14 protein-coding genes are annotated in these 17,966 nt (G+C 65.8%); 6 read left to right on the top strand and 8 right to left on the bottom strand.

Annotation, left to right across the window (positions count from 1 at the left end):
• Positions 1-18: 18 nt before the first annotated feature.
• Positions 19-1,518 (bottom strand): CoA-acylating methylmalonate-semialdehyde dehydrogenase, encoded by a 1,500-nt coding sequence (locus DOM67_RS07400; RefSeq protein ID WP_110674992.1) that lies wholly within the window; start codon positions 1,516-1,518, stop codon positions 19-21.
• A 302-nt stretch (positions 1,519-1,820) separates the two neighbouring features.
• Between DOM67_RS07400 and DOM67_RS07395 the strand changes: the two genes are divergently transcribed.
• Positions 1,821-2,753, top strand: a complete 933-nt coding sequence (locus tag DOM67_RS07395) for a LysR family transcriptional regulator (protein WP_110674991.1) — start codon at positions 1,821-1,823, stop codon at positions 2,751-2,753.
• 22 nt (positions 2,754-2,775) lie between these two features.
• On the opposite strand, the gene DOM67_RS07390 is transcribed toward DOM67_RS07395, so the two are convergent.
• Positions 2,776-3,156, bottom strand: a complete 381-nt coding sequence (locus DOM67_RS07390; RefSeq protein ID WP_110674990.1) for a tautomerase family protein — start codon at positions 3,154-3,156, stop codon at positions 2,776-2,778.
• Between the two features lie 109 nt (positions 3,157-3,265).
• Between DOM67_RS07390 and DOM67_RS07385 the strand changes: the two genes are divergently transcribed.
• Positions 3,266-4,153 carry a LysR substrate-binding domain-containing protein gene (locus DOM67_RS07385; RefSeq protein ID WP_110675306.1) on the top strand — a complete coding sequence of 296 codons (888 nt, stop codon included), beginning with the start codon at positions 3,266-3,268 and terminating at the stop codon, positions 4,151-4,153.
• 109 nt (positions 4,154-4,262) lie between these two features.
• Here the strand turns inward: DOM67_RS07385 and DOM67_RS07380 are convergent, their stop codons facing one another.
• From DOM67_RS07380 to DOM67_RS07370, 3 genes are all read right to left on the bottom strand, one after another.
• Positions 4,263-5,735 (bottom strand): sodium:solute symporter family protein, encoded by a 1,473-nt coding sequence (locus tag DOM67_RS07380; RefSeq protein WP_110674989.1) that lies wholly within the window; start codon positions 5,733-5,735, stop codon positions 4,263-4,265.
• A complete protein-coding gene (locus DOM67_RS07375) occupies positions 5,728-5,949 on the bottom strand; it encodes a DUF3311 domain-containing protein (RefSeq protein WP_110674988.1) in 222 nt (73 codons plus the stop codon). The genes DOM67_RS07380 and DOM67_RS07375 overlap by 8 nt, the downstream gene beginning before the upstream one ends.
• Before the next feature lie 79 nt (positions 5,950-6,028).
• Positions 6,029-7,231, bottom strand: a complete 1,203-nt coding sequence (locus tag DOM67_RS07370) for an amidohydrolase (protein WP_110674987.1) — start codon at positions 7,229-7,231, stop codon at positions 6,029-6,031.
• A 179-nt stretch (positions 7,232-7,410) separates the two neighbouring features.
• Between DOM67_RS07370 and DOM67_RS07365 the strand changes: the two genes are divergently transcribed.
• Entirely contained in the window at positions 7,411-8,304 is an 894-nt protein-coding gene (locus DOM67_RS07365; protein ID WP_110674986.1) for a LysR family transcriptional regulator, read from the top strand.
• On the opposite strand, the gene DOM67_RS07360 is transcribed toward DOM67_RS07365, so the two are convergent.
• Positions 8,299-9,537, bottom strand: coding sequence for an MFS transporter (locus DOM67_RS07360; RefSeq protein ID WP_110674985.1), 1,239 nt, complete (start codon positions 9,535-9,537; stop codon positions 8,299-8,301). The two genes, DOM67_RS07365 and DOM67_RS07360, sit on opposite strands and share 6 nt — an antisense overlap.
• Before the next feature lie 403 nt (positions 9,538-9,940).
• Between DOM67_RS07360 and DOM67_RS07355 the strand changes: the two genes are divergently transcribed.
• Complete coding sequence (locus tag DOM67_RS07355) at positions 9,941-10,723, top strand: hypothetical protein (protein ID WP_110674984.1); 783 nt, start codon at positions 9,941-9,943, stop codon at positions 10,721-10,723.
• 87 nt (positions 10,724-10,810) lie between these two features.
• On the opposite strand, the gene DOM67_RS07350 is transcribed toward DOM67_RS07355, so the two are convergent.
• Positions 10,811-11,881: a 2,3-butanediol dehydrogenase gene (locus tag DOM67_RS07350; protein WP_280951049.1), complete on the bottom strand. Its 1,071-nt coding sequence runs from the start codon at positions 11,879-11,881 to the stop codon at positions 10,811-10,813.
• A gap of 31 nt (positions 11,882-11,912) precedes the next feature.
• On the bottom strand, positions 11,913-13,709 hold the full coding sequence (locus tag DOM67_RS07345) for an NAD(P)/FAD-dependent oxidoreductase (RefSeq protein ID WP_110674983.1): 1,797 nt from the start codon (positions 13,707-13,709) through the stop codon (positions 11,913-11,915).
• Positions 13,710-14,207: 498 nt separating this feature from the next.
• Between DOM67_RS07345 and DOM67_RS07340 the strand changes: the two genes are divergently transcribed.
• Both DOM67_RS07340 and DOM67_RS07335 read left to right on the top strand, forming a co-directional pair.
• Complete coding sequence (locus DOM67_RS07340) at positions 14,208-16,268, top strand: sigma-54-dependent Fis family transcriptional regulator (RefSeq protein WP_110674982.1); 2,061 nt, start codon at positions 14,208-14,210, stop codon at positions 16,266-16,268.
• Positions 16,269-16,701: 433 nt separating this feature from the next.
• Complete coding sequence (locus DOM67_RS07335; protein ID WP_110674981.1) at positions 16,702-17,943, top strand: M48 family metallopeptidase; 1,242 nt, start codon at positions 16,702-16,704, stop codon at positions 17,941-17,943.
• Positions 17,944-17,966: the final 23 nt, after the last annotated feature.

Genomic DNA, 17,966 nt, shown 5'->3' with positions numbered 1-17,966 from the left:
GTACTTTTCAGGCATGGCCTAGAGCGTTGGCATGGTGTACTGATTGGTCGCTTCCCGCAGCCCGGAAGGCCAGCGTGCGGTGACTGTCTTCATGCGCGTGTAGAAGCGTACGCCGTCGGCACCGTGTACGTGCAGCGCGCCGAACAGCGAGCGCTTCCAGCCGCCGAAGCTGTGGAACGCCATGGGCACCGGGATCGGCACGTTGACCCCGACCATACCGACCTGAATCTGCTCGCAGTACTGCCGCGCGCTGTCGCCGTCACGGGTGAAGATGGCGGTACCATTGCCGAACTCGTGGTCGTTGACCATCTTGACCGCGGCATCGAAGCTCTCGGCACGGGCGATCGCCAGTACCGGGCCGAAGATCTCCTCGTCGTAGATGCGCATGCCCGGCTTGACGTGGTCGAACAGGGTGCCGCCGATGAAGAAGCCGTCGCTGTCGTGCTGGAGCTGGCGGCCATCGCGCACCAGCTCGGCGCCTTCCTGCGCGCCCTGCTCGATATAGCCGCTCACCTTCTCCAGGTGCGCGCGCGACACCAGCGGGCCCATGTCGTTGTCCGGGCCGTCGGTGAGGCTCTCGCCCACGCGCAGCTCGTCCAGCCGTGACAGCAGTTTCTCGCGCAGCTTCTCGGCGGTCTCGTCGCCCACCGGCATTGCCACCGAGATCGCCATGCAGCGCTCGCCGGCACTCCCGTAGGCCGCGCCCATCAGCGCGTCCGCGGCCTGGTCGAGGTCGGCATCGGGCATGATCACCATATGGTTCTTGGCCCCGCCGAGGGCCTGCACGCGCTTGCCGTGGGCAGAGGCAGTGGCGTAGACGTACTCGGCGATCGGCGTCGAGCCGACAAAGCTGACCGCCTGTACCCGCGGGTCGGTGAGCAGGGTATCGACCGCTTCCTTGTCGCCGTTGACCACGTTGAGTACGCCCTCGGGCAGGCCCGCTTCACTGAACAGCTCGGCGAGGCGCAGGGTGGCCGAGGGGTCCTTCTCCGACGGCTTGAGCACGAAGGTGTTACCGGCGGCGATGGCGATCGGGAACATCCACAGCGGCACCATGGCCGGGAAGTTGAACGGGGTGATGCCGGCGCACACGCCGAGCGGCTGCATCATCGAGAAGGAGTCGATGCCCGTGCCGACGTTGAGCGAGTGCTCCCCCTTCTGCAGGTGCGGCATGCCGCAGGCGAACTCGACCACTTCCAGGCCGCGGGTCAGCTCACCCTTGGCGTCGGAGAAGACCTTGCCGTGCTCCTGGGAGATCAGGCGTGCCAGCTCGTCGCTGTGCTGCTCCAGCAGCGCCTTGTAGTTGAACAGGATGCGCGAACGCTTCAGCGGCGAGAGTGCTGACCAGCTCGTGAAGGCGCGGCTGGCGGCGGTGATGGCGTACTCGACGTCATCGCGGGAGGCCAGCAGGACCTCTCCGGACTGGGCGCCGGTGGAGGGGTTGAACACCGGGCTGGTACGGGTGGCGTTCAGCGCGACGCGCTGGCCATCGATGAAATGCGTAATCGGGGAGGACATGGGGCAGCGTCTCCTGGTCGTGAATCCATGGGAAGGCACGCAACGCCGGGCATGGGCCGGCGTTGCGTTTCGAATGTGCTGTTCCGTAGCCTGCGGCAGTAGGAGAGCGTCAAACAATCCCGGTATGCTTAAGGTCACTGAAGCGTTTGGTTAACTTTTGCAGCCTCCGGGATTTCCCGGGGCAGGTGCCACCATCGGGCGTCGTGAACAGGCCCGGGTAGCGACGTCGAGGGTGCCAGGATGCAAGGCGCTAGGGGTGCCGGGGATCAGCTGCGCAGAGCGACCAGAGGAGAGAGTGGGGGATGAGCCAGCGCAGAATCACGCTGATGGGGCAGTTGGGCGACGTCGATCTGCGCCTGTTGCGCATCTTCCGCAAGGTGGTGGAGTGCGGTGGCTTCTCGTCGGCGGAGGTCGAGCTCAATATCAGCCGCGCGGCGATCAGCATGGCGATGAGCGACCTGGAGACACGGCTCTCGATGCGCCTGTGCCAGCGCGGGCGCAGCGGCTTCCGCATGACCAGCGAAGGGCGTGACGTGTATGACGCCACGGTGCAGCTCTTGGCCGCGGTGGAGGACTTCCGTACCCGGGTCAACGGCCTGCACTCGCGGTTGACCGGCGAGCTCAACATCGGCATCACCGACAATCTGGTCACGCTGCCCAACATGCAGGTGACCGAGGCGCTGCGTGCACTCAAGACGCGCGGCGACAACGTGCACATCAATATCCGCATGGCCCCGCCCAACGACATCGAGATGGCGGTGCTCGGTGGCAGCCTGCACGCGGGGGTGGTGCCGGAACTCAAGCGCGTGCCGGGGCTCGACTACCTGGCACTGTACGAAGAGCAGTCGGCACTCTACTGCAGCGACCGGCATCCGCTGTTTGCGCGCGAGGCGCCGAGCGTGGACGAGATCGCCGGCTGCGATGCGGTGGTGCCCTCCTATGCCCAGACGCCCGAGATCAAGCGCGTGCACGAAGCGCTCAAGCCGATGGCCTCCGCCACCGATCGTGAGGGGGTCGCCTTTCTGGTGCTCACCGGTAGCTATATCGGCTTTCTGCCCACCCACTACGCCCGGCGCTGGAGCGACCACGGGCGCATGCGGCGCCTCGCCCCCGACACCTACGAGTACGCCACCCGCTATTACGCGATCACCCGCAAGGGGCGCCCGCCCAATCTGGTGCTGGAGAGCTTCCTGGAGGAGCTCGAACAGTGCGTGGCGCAGACGCGGGGCCAATGAGCGGGGCCGAACGGAATCTGACCTAAGCGTACTGCATGCCGCCGTTGCCGAACGACCAGTTGTGAGGATCCGTCTCTAGCAGATTGATGAAGACATCCTCTGGCCTGAGCCCGGGTGAGGCGCTGAGATTTCGCGTCAGTTGTTGATAGAGCGCCTGTTTTTGATCCGAAGTACGAGTGTTGCTGCAGGTGATCTGGATGATCACCAGATCCTGGCTTCGTGTGATGCCGAGATAGTCGGAGCTACAGTCGAAGGCATCGTCATCATGCTGGTGAACCAGGATGAAGCGATCGCTTTCCGGAACCTCGAAAGTGTCGCGAAGCGCCGCGTAGACGCCGTCACGAAGGGCCTGTAGATGCGTGGTTCCTTTGCCCCGGCGCAGTGAGATACGAACGAGTGGCATGACGATCTCCTGAAAAGTGGATGTTGACACCGTCGACGTTAGCGCTTGAACATGATCCTTAAAATCGAAATTATTGGGATTTAAGATCCACTTTAATGGGATTGATGATGTGCGCCGAACCACCTTTGATCCTGACGTATTGCGCAGCTTCGTGCTGGGGGCTGAGCTGGGTAGCTTCGCCAAGGCCGCCGAGCGCCTGAACCGCTCGACCTCCGCCGTGAGTGCCCAGTTGAAACGCCTCGAGGAGCAGACGGGCAAGCCCCTGGTGCACAAGGTGGGGCGTGGCCTGGCTCTCACCGAACAGGGCGAACTCATGCTGAGCTACGCGCGGCGGCTGCTGGAGCTCAACGACGAGGCCGCGGCGGCGATGTGTGGTGAGACGCTCGAAGGGCGTATCCGTCTGGGGCTGCAGGAGGATTTCGGTGAACGCCTGTTGCCGGATGTGCTGGCGCGTTTTTCCCGCGCGCATCCGAACCTGCAGATCGCCGTACGCGTCGCCAGCAATGGGCAGATGAAGGAAGACATTGCCAGGGGGCGGCTGGACTTGGCGTTGGCCTGGCAGGGCGAGGGCGAAGCGCTCGATGGCGAGCTGCTCACCCGCGTTCCCATGGCCTGGATCGGCCCGTCTGCCGCTGACGGGCCGATTCCTCACGCGGCGCCGCTGCCGCTGGTGGTGTTGGAAGGGCCATGTCTTCTGCGTCAGGCGGCCCTCGATGCCCTGGACCGTGCGGGGATCTCCTGGCGCATCGCGTTTAGCAGTGCCAGTCTCGCCGCTACCTGGGCCGCTATTTCGGCCGGGCTGGGCATTGGCCTGCGTACGTCACTGTGCCTGCCGCCGAGTGTGCGTGTGCTGGAGGCGTCAGCTGTCGGGCTGCCAGCGTTACCCCCTCTGGGACTCTCTCTCTATTACGCCGAGGCTGCCCCCTCGCTAGCCGTCACCCGGCTGGCGGAGATCATACGTCAGCATATGGAGGTGTTGCCTGCGGCTCGGTCTTGAGTCCCCTTGCCGATGCATCCAGCCCTACGGGAAGTGGCGATGTTGGGACGGCAAGCCGTGCACCACGCCGNNCGGCGTGGTGCACGGTTAGCGCGGGGTTAGCGTGGGTTTAGCGTGGAGAGAGGGCGTCTGCCGGCGAGCGTGTCTCCTGGCGCTTGGAGGCGAAACTGACCACCACGAACAGCGCTGAATTCACGATCAGACCACAGAAGCCGGGATGCCAGCCGAACGGTGAGCCGCCGAGGAACTGGTAGTACAGCGTGACCGCAGCGCCGACCCCCAGGCCGATGAAGGCCGCAGCGCGGGACGCGCGACGCCAGAACAGGGCGCCCAGCAGCATGGGCAAGAGCTGCACCACGATGCCGTAGGCCCCGAGCAGCAGCGACACCAGCGAGGCCGGGTTGGCCAGTGCCAGCAGATAGGCGGCCAGCGAGATGACGATCACGCCGCCGCGGGTCAGCTTCAACACGCGCGCTTCGGGGAGATTGCGGCCGATGGGCAGGTTCTGGCCGATATCGCGGACCAGGATCGTCGCCGAGGTGTGCGCCAGGTTGGCCGCCGTCGACATGGCGGCGGCGAGCGCCCCGGAAAGTGCCAGGCCGATCAGCCAGGCGGGGAAATCGGCCATCTTCACCACCAGCGTCAGCAGCACTTCGTCGGGCGAGTCGAGGGGCTGGTCGGCGAGCACCACGATCCCCGCAAAGCCGACGAACAGCAGCGGAATCAGCAGATAGCTGTAGAGCGGATAGAGCACGAAGACCCGCTTGAGCGTGCGCTCGCTGCGTGCGCTGTAGAACTTCATGAAGATATGCGGCCACATCACGCAGCCCAGCGCGCTGACCAGGATCGCGGTGGAGAAGGCGCCCCAGCCCATGCCCTGGGCACCCGGCATGGTCAGATACTCCGGCGCCTCTTGCTGGATCTGACGGAACATCTCGCCGACCCCGCCGAAGAACTGATCGGCCGTCGCCAGGCCCAGGAACCAGGCGATGAAGACCATCATCACGCCCTGGAGCAGATTGGTCCAGCCGATGCCGTGCAGGCCGCTGGCGTAGACATAGGCGGCGACCACGCCGCAGGCCAGCAGGCTACCCAGCCAGAAGGGGACGATGCCCGAGGTGGCGGCTTCGAACAGCATCCCCGCGCCGGCGATCTGGATGGTCAGGTAGGGGATCATCGCCAGGACACTGATGATGCCGATGAAGAGCCCCAGCAGGTTGCCGCGGGTGGGATAGCAGGCGGCGAGGAACTCGGCCTGGGTCAGAAAGCCGTGGCGACGTCCGAGCCGCGAGATATAGGGCGCGATGAGCCACCACACGATCACCGCCAGAGTCAGGTAGGCAATGATATAGAGGGCCGGTACGCCTTTGCCGTAAGCCCAGCCCGGAGCACCGAGGAAGGCGAAGGCGGAGAAGATCTCCGCGCCGAGAATGAAGAACAGCACCAGCAGCCCGACGTGGCGGCCGCCGGCGACATAGCCCTCGAGCGAGGAACTCTTGCCGGCGTTGGCACGCAGCCCGACGATCAGGACCAGTAACAGATAGCCCAGGGTCAGCCCGGTGATGATGACGGAATCACTCATCGTCCACCTCCTCGCCGCTTTCTTGGCGGTAGGCGATCACCAGACCGATGAACAGCACGAAGACCCAGGCGACGTACCAGAAGATGAAGAACGGCAGCCCCAGGATCATGGGCTCGATGCGGTTGGCGATGAGCGCACCCGGCCACACCATGGCCAGTGTGCAGATGCCAAAGTAGATCAGCATGCCCTTGCTGGGCAGCGGGGTTCGAGACATCGTGATCACCTCATTGTTGTTGGTGGTGTGAACCGGAATCGTCGTTGGTGGTGTGAATCGGGTGCCTGACGCGCCGATGTCAGGTGCCCGGGGAAGCGCTACCCAGCGCGGCGAGCGCGATCGCCGTGAGTAACCGGCAGCCGGTGGGTATCAGTGCATCGTTGAAGTCGAAGCGCGCATTGTGCAGCGGCGCTGTCGCATCACCTTCGGCGGTGCCGAGAAAGAAGTAGGCGCCGGGGCAGTGCTCGAGCATGAAGGCGAAATCCTCGCCGCCGAGACTGGGGGCGACGTTCGAGATCAGCGCGGCGTCGCCCAGGGTGGCACGGGCCACCTGCTCGACGTGGCGCACTGCCGACTCTGCATTGATCGTGGCCGGAAAGATACGCTGGTAGTCGAGACTGATCTCGCCGCCGTAGGTGGTGGCGACGCCTGTGCAGGTTCGGCGCACGGCCTCTTCCAATCGCTGCCGCGTGGCCTCGTCGAGGGTTCGCGCGGTGCCGCTGATGCGTACCTCGTCGGGAATGATGGCAAAGCCGTCCAGTTCGCCGCCCTGGATGCCGCACAGGCTCAGCGCCGCCGGTGACAGCGGGTCGATGTCGCGTGACACGACACTGTGCAGGGCCTGGATCAGGGCGCCTGCCATGCGTACCGGGTCGGTGGAGAGATGCGGGTCGACGCCGCCATGGCCGCCATGGCCGCGCACGCTGATATCCAGCCGGTCGGTGGCGGCCATGATGGCGCCGCTACGAATCGCCACCTGGCCGGCCGGTAGCGCGGGCCAGTTGTGCAGGGCGTAGATGGCATCCATCGGAAAGCGCTCGAAGAGGCCCGCTTCGACCATCGCGCGGCCGCCGCCGAGCCCCTCCTCGGCGGGCTGGAACACCAGGTAGATCTTGCCGGCGAAATCACGCCATTCGGCCAGATAGGCGGCGACGCCCAGCAGCATGGTGGTGTGGCCGTCGTGCCCGCAGGCGTGCATGACGCCCGGGCAGTGCGAGACATGGTCGTGGGTCGACTGCTCGTGGATGGGCAGGGCGTCCATGTCGGCGCGCAGGCCGACTCGCCGGCCGTTGTCGGGGCGCTGTCCGGTGAGTGTGGCGACGATACCGGTCTCGCCGATGCCTGATTCGAAGGGAATCTCCAGGCGGGTCAGTTCGTCGGCGATGAGGCGTGAGGTGCCGTGCTCCTGGAATCCCAGTTCGGGATGGCGGTGCAGCGTCTGACGCAGATCGGTGAGGCGCGTGTGATGGCGCTCGAAAAAGGGAGAATCGATGAGATCCATGGGCGATGGTCGGTTGTTGTTGAATTCGACTCATCGTGGCGTATCGGCAACCATCGTTAAAATCGTATTATTCTCGCCTGTGTATACTTTTTTTGGATGGCAATCGCGAAGACTGTCGATGGCAGTCGTGAAGCTTGCCGACCATCGCCGCGGCGAGACCCGCCGTATCGAGGCCTGCCATGGACTTCAAGCAGCTGCGTTATTTCATGGCCGTGGTGGAGGAGGGCACGATCTCCGCGGCAGCGGCTTCCCTGCCACTGGCGCAGCCGGCGCTGACCCGTCAGCTCCAGCTGCTCGAGGAGAGCGTCGGGGCCCCCTTGCTGCGCCGCTCCCGCCGGGGCGTGACGCTGACCGCCGCGGGTGAAGCCTTTCACCGTGACGTGGGCCGGCTGCTGAGCCAGTTCGAGCAGGCCAAGTGCAATGCCCGGCGCGTCTCCGAAGGGCAGATGGGGCAGCTGCGGCTGGGGGTGACGGTGATGCATCTCTGGGTGCCCCGGATCACCCAGTTGCTGAATGACTTTCGGCATCAATACCCGGCGGTGACGTTGAAGGTGGTCTCGCTGCTGTCGGGGCCGCAGATCGAGGCACTGCGTCATGACCAACTGGATGCGGGCATCCTGTTCTTTCCGCCGGAGGACGACCCGGGCCTCTGCTATCACCCGCTGTATGAAGATCGTCTGGTGCTGGTGGCGCGGGCCGGCTCTCGTCTGGCCCAGCACCCGCCACGCCGGCTGGCGGCGCTGAATGGCGAAGATTTCATCTGGTTCGACCGCAGCGCGACCCCGACCTACCACGACCGTCTGATTCACGCGTTTCAGCGCGCCGGTTTCACGCCCCATGTGGTCCAGGAGGGGACCGACAACGCCACCATGCTCTGCCTGGTCGCCGCCGGCATGGGCTGCACCATCCTGCCCGAGATGACCATGGCCGGTGCCCCCGCCGGGGTGGTCTCGCATCCGCTGGAGGATCTCGACATGGCACTGCCGCTGACGCTGGTGTGGCGACGTGACGCCAGTCTGCCCGCCGTGCATCGGCTGATCGATGTCGCCGAATCGCGGGAGCTGGGCCTATGAGACGTTGGCCGCTTGGCGCTGGCCGAGGCGGCGCAGCCTGAGCATCAGGCGCGCGGCGATCGCCGCGGCGACGAGCCCCGACGCGGCGCCCACGCCGAGGGCCCAGCGCGGGCCGGCGTGATCGGCGATGAAACCGACGATGGGTGCGCCGACCGGCGTGCCGCCCATGGTCACCGCGATCCGCAGCGCCATGATCCGCCCGCGCATCATGGGTTCGGTGGCGAGCTGCATCAGCGCGGTGGCGGCGGTCATGAAGGTCAGCGCGGAGAGGCCGACGCCGGTCAGCGCTACGGCGAAGAGCCCGGCATTGGGCGCGAATGCCGCCGCCCCGCAGCACAGGCCGAAGCTCAGGGTGGCGAAGCACAACAGCCGCACCCGCGGGCGCTCACGCCGGGCGGCGAGCAGCGCGCCGACCACCGAGCCGACCGCCAGGCAGGAGGTCAAGAGCCCGTACTGGCCGGCATCGCCGTGGAATACGCTGACCGACATGGTCGAGATGTAGATCGGGAAGTTGAAACCGAAGGTGCCGATCAAGAACAGCATCAGCAGGATCGCCATCAGATCCCGCCGCCGCCACACATAGCGAAACCCCTCGGTCAGGCCGCCGGCCTGGCGCGGCGGGCGCGGGGTCGGGTAGAGCTCGCCCACGCGCAGCAGGCACAGCGAGCCCAGCACCATGGCAAAAGAGATGGCATTGACGATGAAGACCCAGCCGGTGCCGATCGCCGCGATCAGCAGGCCGGCCACGGCGGGGCCGACCATGCGCGCGGCGTTGAACGAGGTCGCGTTCAGCGCCACCGCGTTGGAGAGGTACTTCTCGCCGACAAGGTCGTTGACGAAGGTCTGGCGCGCCGGCGCGTCGAAGGCGCTGACGCAGCCCAGCCCCAGGGCGAAGGCGTAGACCTGCCACAGCGTGACCACGCCGGTGAGGGTCACTACCCCCAGTCCCAGCGCGAGCAGGCCGAGCAGCGCCTGGGTGAGCAGGATCAGGCGACGCCGATTGCAGCGGTCGGCGGCGTAACCGGTCAGCGGTAACAGCAGTAGCTGCGGACCGAACTGCAGCGCCATGGTGATCCCTACGGCGCTGGCGTTGTGCTGGGTCAGCACGGTGAGCACCAGCCAGTCCTGGGCCACCCGCTGCATCCAGGTACCGGTGTTGGAGATCAGCGCGCCGGCGGCCCACAGGCGGTAGTTGTAGACCCTGAGCGACCGGAACAGGCGTTTGTCGCTCACGACTGGGGGCGCTTGCCGGGTTTGCGTACGGATCTCTGGCCTGGATGGGTGGCCGAGGTCGAACGGGTTGGTGCGGGAAAGATGATGGCGACGCTCCTTGTGGTTCGCGGTACCGGACACGTCACTGTGTCCGGCGGTGGCCGGAATGCCGGCCGCCAGAGACGATCTTCTTCTCAGGATATCAGACTCAGGCGATGGCGGCGGCCTGCTCGACCCAGGCGCCGAGCGCTATTACCCATGGATTCCAGCGGTCGTGGAGAGCAGCCAGAAGAGGTGTGCTTATCATTGTTATTGGCATCGTTTATCTACTGCGTCGAAGGTTTTATTGCAAGGCGTCATTCGGAGTGAATATATTTTTCACCTTTCATTTTGCTGATGTTTTAACGTCGATCAGAGGGGTGCCATGAACAGACAGACAATACGCAAGCTGTTGTCCGTGGGGTTGATGGGCATTGTCAGCGCTAGCCTGAATGCGTCGGCTGAAGTCGGTGAACGTGCACTGAAGTCGTGTCTCGCGCCTGACTTCGATCCGGCCGATGGGGCGCCCTTCGTATCGCTGGATTCCCCCCTCTACCCGGCTATGGAGAAAAAGATGAATGGGCTGGAAGAGCCCGATGCCACTTCCATGGACGCGCTCGGGGCGTACATGAACCAGACGCAAATGATGACAGTGTTTTCCCTGTTGCCCATGAACAGCTTCTTCTTCTCGTTGGCCACCGTCATGTGCAATCACGACCTTTATGCGCAAGACGGCTGCGAAAGCATGTCGATGGCGTTTGGCGGCAAGGCGACGCTGGAAGACGTGACGATGGACGATGGGCAGTTGAGCTACGTCTTTCGGGGTGGACAGGATGATCTGGTAGCCCGGGTCATGATCGGAGACAGCGATTACAACACGGTCACGATGTCGGTGATCGATGACGGTGTGACCACCGACTACGAACTGATACGGGATGCCGACGGCACGGAGCATTACCTGGCCGAAAGTGGCGATGGCGGTGAGATTCAATTCCTTGAACGTCCGGACTGCTCCGGTACTTATGCCCAGCGCGACACGCTTGACGGCCGCCTGGACCGGACGATCGACTTCGCGTGGACCTCCGCCAAGAGCGATGCGATGAACGTTCAGTGGACGAAGTGTCGCTACGAGGGTGGCGAGAAAACGTGCAGTAGCGGTGAATTCTGAGACCGTCGACGGCCTGGACCCGATGCCCGCTCAGGGAGTGGCGGACTCGCTCTGCGAATCGAGCCCGCCACTCCCTGAGGTCGTGACTCAGGCGCTGGGGTCGACCAGGATCTTCACCTGCGCCTTGTCGGCGAGCAGCGCCTCGAACCCCTGGCTGACCACGTCGTCAAGGGCGATGCGTGCGGTCACCAGATCCTCGGCACGGTAGTAGCCCTGCTGCATCAGTGCGATCACCGCGGGGTAGATATGGCGATAGGCGATGATGCCCTTGAGCGTGCGCTCCTGGATCACCAGCTGGTTGGGGTGGATGGCCGCCTCCGACTCCCAGATGCTGACGATGACCGTTTCGCCGCCGGGGTGGGTGCTGGCGATCGACTGGTTGAGCACCGCGGGCAGGCCGGTCACCTCGAAGGCGACATCGAAGCCGCCGCCGCTGGCGGCCATGAGCCGCTCGACGATCTCTCCCTCCGTGGGGTCGTGCACGATCGCCCCCAGTTCACTGGCGCGCTGCTTGCGCGCGGCGGAGACCTCGACCGCGTGGATCGACGCCGCGCCGGCGGCCTTGAGCGACTCGATCACCATCAGCCCGATCGGCCCGGCGCCGAACACTACCGCGCTGTCGCCCGCCTTGAGCGAACTCTGGCGTACCGCGTGCAGGCCGACCGCGGCGGGCTCGACCAGTGCGCCCTGCTCATAGGAGAGCCCCTCAGGCAGCCGATGTACCATGTGCTCGCCGACCACGGTGTACTCGGCGAAGCCGCCGCCACCGCCGGAGAGCCCGTGGAAGCCGAGCTGAGGGCTCAGGTTGTAGCGCTCCATCAGATAGGCGCCGTCGCGGTGGGGCGAGAGAATCGGTTCGATCGCCACCCGATCGCCCACCGCCACCCGGGTCACCGCACTGCCCACCTCGACCACCTCGCCGGCGAACTCGTGGCCCATGACGATGGGCGCCTGGTCGTGGCTCAACGGGTGCGGCGACTCCACCGGGATGAAGATCGGCCCGGCGGCGTACTCGTGCAGGTCGCTGCCGCAGATACCGCAGGCGGCGACCTTCACCTTGACCTGATACGGATCGCCGAGGGTCGGAACCTCGATCTGCTCGACGCGGATATCGCGTGCCTGGTACCAGCGTGCCGCCTTCATGCGCTGTTCACTCATGTCATCGTCTCCTGCCGCTGTCGCGCGGCGTTCAGGCCAGGTGGTGGACCGGCTGCAGGCCATAGACCGGCGTCTCGAGCCCTTCGAGACGCGCCTTCAGCTGCAGCGCCAGATAGTGGGAGTAGTGGCGTGACTGGTGCAGGTTGCCGCCGTGGAACCACAGCGCCGTCTGCTGGGTCGGCTTCCACATGTTGCGCAGCTCACCCTCCCAGGGGCCGGGGTCCTTGGGCGTATCGGAGCCCATGCCCCAGCACTTGCCGACCTTGTCGGCGACCTCCTGCGAGATGATCTCCGCCGCCCAGCCGTTCATCGAGCCGTAGCCGGTGGCGTAGACGATCAGGTCGGCGGGCAGCTCGCTGCCGTTGCTCAAGCTCACCGAGTGGCGGTTGATGCAGGCCACGTCGACCCCGCTGCGCAGCTTGATCTCACCGCTGGCGACCAGCTCGCTGGCGCCGACATCGATGTAGTAGCCGGAGCCGCGGCGCAGGTACTTGAGAAACAGGCCCGAATCGTCAGCGCCGAAATCGAGCAGGAAACCTGCGCGTTCGAGACGCCGGTAGAAGTCGGCATCCTGCTCGCGGATGGCGTCGAAGGCGGGGCGCTGGAAGTCGGGCAGCAGACGGTAGGGGATCGAGGCGAAAGTCAGGTCCGCCTTCTCGGTGGTGATGCCGTTGGCCAGCGCTTCCTCGGAATAGAGCGGGCCGAGGGCGTGCTGCATCAGTGAGTCGGACTTGACGATATGGGTCGAGGAGCGCTGCACCATGGTGACGTCGGCGTCGTTCTCCCACAGCGCGGCGCAGATGTCGTGGGCCGAATTGTTGGCGCCGATCACCACCACCTGCTTGCCGCGGTAGGCGTCGGGGCCGGGATGGCGGCTGGAGTGATGCTGCTCGCCGGCGAACTCCTCGGCGCCGGGGAAGTGCGGCACATTGGGCACGCCGGACATGCCGGTGGCGAGTATCAGCTGCTTGGGCTTGAGCGTCAGCGGCTGGCCATCGCGCACCACCTTCACCGTCCACTCACCGCTGGCCTCGTCGAAGCTGGCGCTCTCGCACTCGGTATTGCTCCAGTAGTTGAGCTCCATTACCCGGGTGTACATCTCCAGCCAGTCGCCGATCTTGTCCTTGGGCGCGAATACCGGCCAGTTGTCGGGGAAGGGCAGGTAAGGCAGATGGTCGTACCAGACCGGATCGTGCAGACACAGTGATTTGTAGCGCTTGCGCCACGCATCGCCGGGGCGTTCGTGCTTGTCGATCACCAGGGTCGGCACGTTCATCTGGCGCAGGCGGGCGGCGAGACCGATGCCGCCCTGGCCGCCGCCGACGATCAGACAGTAGGGCTGACGGGTGATGCCCAGCTCTGCGGCTTCGCGCTCGCGCGCCTCACGCCAGGTCTCGCGCGTCTTGTTGGCGCCGTGCTCGGCGCCCTTGGGGCGGTTGTGACCGCGCGGCTCGGGGTAGTCCTTGAGCGCCTGCAGGGTGGTCAGCAGGGTCCAGCACTTGCCCGCCTTCAGGCGCAGCAGCCCCTTGCCGGTGGCGACCCCGGTGGCAAAGGTGAACCAGGCTTCGATCACGCCATCGCTCTCGCTGGCCTCGCCCTCGAGCTGCCACTGGCCGGGGGCGGTATGCGCCAGGGTCGCCTCGAGCATCGCAGCGATCTCCGCCGGGCCCTCCAGGGTCTTCAGGTTCCAGGTAAAGGCGACCAGATCGCGCCAATAGCTGTCGTCGCGAAACAGCGCGGTGGCGCGCGGAATGTCGCCGGCGCGCAGGGCGGCGTCGAAATCCGCCAGCCACTGTTCGGCCTGCTGGGTGGGCGTGGATGCTGGCATGGGCTGCTCCTGTTGTTGCTATTGATGGTTGTTGCTATCGATGGTTGTTGCTATCGATGGTTGTTCTGAGTCGTTGTCATCGATAGGTGCTATCGATGGTGGCTCTGGGGAGCTGCTATCGATAGCTGCCATCGATGACGCCAGTGGTGGGCGTGCGGACCCGGATCGGGTGTGCCGATCAAGCGGTGCAGCAAACGTGCCAGGCGGCGCTAGCGCTTTGGTCGTAGATGCCAAAGTGTTGATGAAACTGGGTTTTGTATATCAGGGGCCGATGTGGTCAGGCGGGTGGGGATACGCTGGCGACATGGGTGTAACGGCGATGCGTGACAGCTGTTAACCCAGGCGTGACAGCTGTCACGCCGCCGGTGCCGCTGCGACCAACGGACGAGGGCGTCAGCCAGCCGCGAGGGGGTAGGCTGGGTGGACAACTGCCTTCGCGCGTCCACTTCTTTCACATAGGCCCGGTCTGGCAGCTGGCCATCGGCAGGAGGCGTCGGAATGGAACTCGGCTTGACGAAAGCGGGCAGGTTCGAGCAGGCGCAGCGCCAGCACATCGCCGCGGTGGCGCGCCTGGGCGAGGGGCGCGAGGTGCTGGCGGGACGCGAGATCATCCAGCGCTCCTGGCGGCGCTGTGTCGACGACTATCGGCTCGACCCCAGCCGCCCGCGGCCGGTACGTGTGCTGACCCACGAAGCGCTGGTCGACTCGCGCGAGCCGGTGGACGAACTCCTCTACGTGGCCCGGGCCGGGGTCGACCAGCTCTTCGCCCAGGTGGCGCCGATGGGCTATGTCCTGCTGCTGACCGACCGCCACGGGGTCACCGTCGACTTTCGCGGTCACCCGGAACAGGATGCCGCGCTACGTCGTGCCGGCCTCTATCTCGGCGCCGACTGGGACGAACGCCACGCCGGTACCTGCGCCGTAGGCACCTGCATTCACGAATCGCGCGCCCTGACCTGTCATCAGCGCGAGCACTTCGACGCCACGCATATCGCGCTCACCTGCACTGCGGCGCCGATCCACGATCCCCAGGGGCGGCCCATCGCGGTGCTCGATATCTCCGCGCTGCAGTCCCCCCGCGGGCTGGAGAGCCAGAGCTTCGGCCTGCCGCTGGTCACGCTCTACGCGCGGATGATCGAGGATGCCTACTTCCTGCATCGTTACCGCGACACCACCATCCTGCGCTTCGACACCACCCGCGCCTTCGTCCACTTCAATGGCCGTGGCCTGATCGCCTTCGACGCTCAGGGGCGGGTGCTCGCCGCCAACGGCGAGGGGCGGGCGCTGATCGCGGCCCACGCCCAGCGGACGCCGCCGGCACCGACACAGGTGACCCAGCTGTTCGAGGCCGAGCTGGACGATCTGCTGGCGCTGCCGCGCTGCGAGCCGGACCAGTTGCGCGCCTTGCGCCTGCGCGCCAGCGGTGAGATCCGCTTTGCCGCGCTGGTCGAGCCGCGAGGTCTCCGCCGGCATCGTCGTGATGCGGAGCCGATCTGCGCGGCGACTGACGCCGTGACTGATGCCGCCGGCGAGATCCATGAACCGGTAGCGACGACCTCGACGCCGGCCCTGGATCGCCTGGCGGGGGACGATCCGGCGATGCAGCGGCTGCTGGGCCTGGCCCGGCGGCTCTGCCGGCAGCCGCTCAACGTGCTGATCCGGGGCGAGACCGGCACCGGCAAGGAGGTGCTGGCGCGGGCGCTGCATGCCAGCGGTGACCGCGCCGAAGGGGCCTTCGTCGCGGTCAACTGCGCGGCGATTCCCGAAGCGTTGATCGAGAGCGAGCTGTTCGGCTATCTGCCCGGTGCCTTTACCGGCGGCAACCCCAAGGGAATGCGCGGCCTGATCGCGCAGGCCGACGGCGGTACGCTGTTCCTCGACGAGATCGGCGACATGCCGTTGACGCTGCAGAGCCGGCTGCTGCGGGTGCTGGCCGAGCAGGAGGTGATGCCACTCGGCGCCGAGCGGCCGGTCAAGGTGGCGCTGCGCGTGGTGACCGCCACCCACCGCGACCTCGCCGCGCTGATCGCCGAGGGCCGCTTCCGCGAGGATCTCTACTACCGCCTCAATGGTGCCGAGTTGGTCCTGCCGCCACTGCGCGAGCGCGCCGACCGCCGCTATCTGATCCAGCGGCTGTTCGCCGCCCTGACCGCCGAGCAGGGCGGTGCCGTGCAGTTGCGCGCCGATGCCCTGCACGCGCTGCTCGACGCCCCCTGGCCGGGCAATGTGCGCCAGCTCAAGAGTGCCCTGGCGTTCGCCCTGGCCACCCGCGAGGGGGAGACGATCACCGTGCACGACTTGCCCGAGAGCTGCCGCGCCGATCGGGTCGCAACGCCGCCCATCTCTGCGACATCGGCGATACCCAGGACGACCCAGCTAAGGCATGAAAGCGACGACGCGCCGGCCGAGGCCGAGTCACTGGCACGTGCTCTGGCCCAGGCGGGTTGGAACGTCAGCCAGGTGGCGCGTCAGCTCGGTGTCTCGCGGCCAACGCTCTACCGGCGCATGCGCCGCCACGGGCTGGTCCCGCCCAACCGCCGAGAGGCGCTCCGCGACTGAGGCGCTTGCCTCCCAGTGCTGCATTCGCGCCTCTGCGCTGCCGTCATCGGTTTCCGCGCTCTACCGCGCGGCACGCCGGGGGCTGAACAGGCTGTCGATGACGCCGCCTGCTGGCGGCCTGCATGCCATGTCCCCCTCAATACCTGTCTGTGATTCCCCCATCTGGCTCGATGCTGCCTGTGTCGTTGTCGAGGCGTCTTCACGGACTCGAGGATCTTGCTCGGCGGGCGTGATCGAGGGGCGTGATTGGCCAGGCGTCATCATTTAGCCATGGAGCTTGCCCAAAACTCGGTATACGATTCAGCGCGGCGCGATATCTAGCACGCGTTTGCGTGCTGCTTCGCCATGGTCAATCCGGGCCCGATACCTCATCTGGCGCTGCCTGACGGCCGACGCTGCCAGTCAAGAAAAATACGAAAGCAAGGGAACAGTCATGCAATTTTCTCTGATCTATCCGGGGGAGCGGCGACGCTTCGCCCTGCTCATGGTGGTTGCCGTCACGCTATGGGCCGCGCTCTTTGTCATGTCACTGGGGATGGTGTTGTTCTATCTCCTGTTCATCTGGGTCGTCGCCCTGTTCGTGCAATCGGCGTTCATCTCCACGATCCGTGGCAATGGGGTTCGCATCAGCGCGCAACAGTTCCCGGCGCTGGCGGCGGATATCGAAAACTGCTGTCAGATCGTGGGTCTCGAGCGTCAGCCGGAGGCGTATCTGCTGCATGCCGATGGGCTGTTCAACGCGCTGGCCACCCGCTTTCTGCGCCGCCACTATGTGGTGCTTTACTCCTCGGTGGTCGATGCACTGGCGGATCGCCCGGACGCGCTGCGCTTCTATATCGGCCATGAGCTGGGACACATTCGGCGCGGGCACCTGAGCAAAGGCGTCGTGGTCGCGATCGCATCCTGGTTGCCGCTGCTGGGGGCGGCCTACCGTCGTGCGTGTGAGTACACCTGCGACCGTCATGGGCTCGCCTGCTGCCCGGATCCGGATGCAGCCTTTGCCGCCATGTCGGCGCTGGCGGCGGGTGGCTCACGGCGTGCGAGTCTCGATCTCGAGGTGTTCGCGGCGCAGCGCCACGACGTCAACGGGTTCTGGGCCTCGCTGAACGAGTTGATCGGTGACTACCCCTGGACCACCAAACGGGCCCACGCCATTCTCCAGCTCGCCCGGGAAGAGACCCCTTCGCAGCCGCGCCGTCATCCGCTGGCCTGGTGTTTTGCCGCCTTCTGCCCGCGGGTGCCCGGGCTCGGTGGCGCCGGTGCGCTGCTGTTCGTGGTGATCATCGCCGTTGCGGCGGTGTTGGGCGTGAAGGCGTTTCAGCAGTATCAGGCCAAGGCGCAGTTGACGAGCTTCATCGAACAGACCGACCCAGACCGTGAAGCCCTCACCGCCTTCACACTGCACGAGATGGAGTGGCCCTCGACGCTCGATCAACTGGGGATCGACAGCCGCCACAACGATACCGCCCTGCAGGCCACCCTCGAACTCGGCAGCGAAGGTGAGCTCGTGTACACCTTCGTCGGCGGGCAACTGGCAGGTCAGAGCCTGATCTTGAACCCCTATCCGAGCTTCGACGAACAGGACGAACTCGACGGCATGACCTGGTTGTGCATGAGCGACACCTTGGTGCCGGGTCTGCTATCCGAGCATTGTCTCGGGGAGACGTCGCCCTAGACCCCCCCGGTCTCGAGCGCCGG

The organism is Salinicola sp. RZ23 (assembly GCF_003206675.1).
GTDB lineage: Bacteria > Pseudomonadota > Gammaproteobacteria > Pseudomonadales > Halomonadaceae > Salinicola > Salinicola endophyticus.
This window is presented reverse-complemented; position numbering and strand designations above follow the sequence as displayed.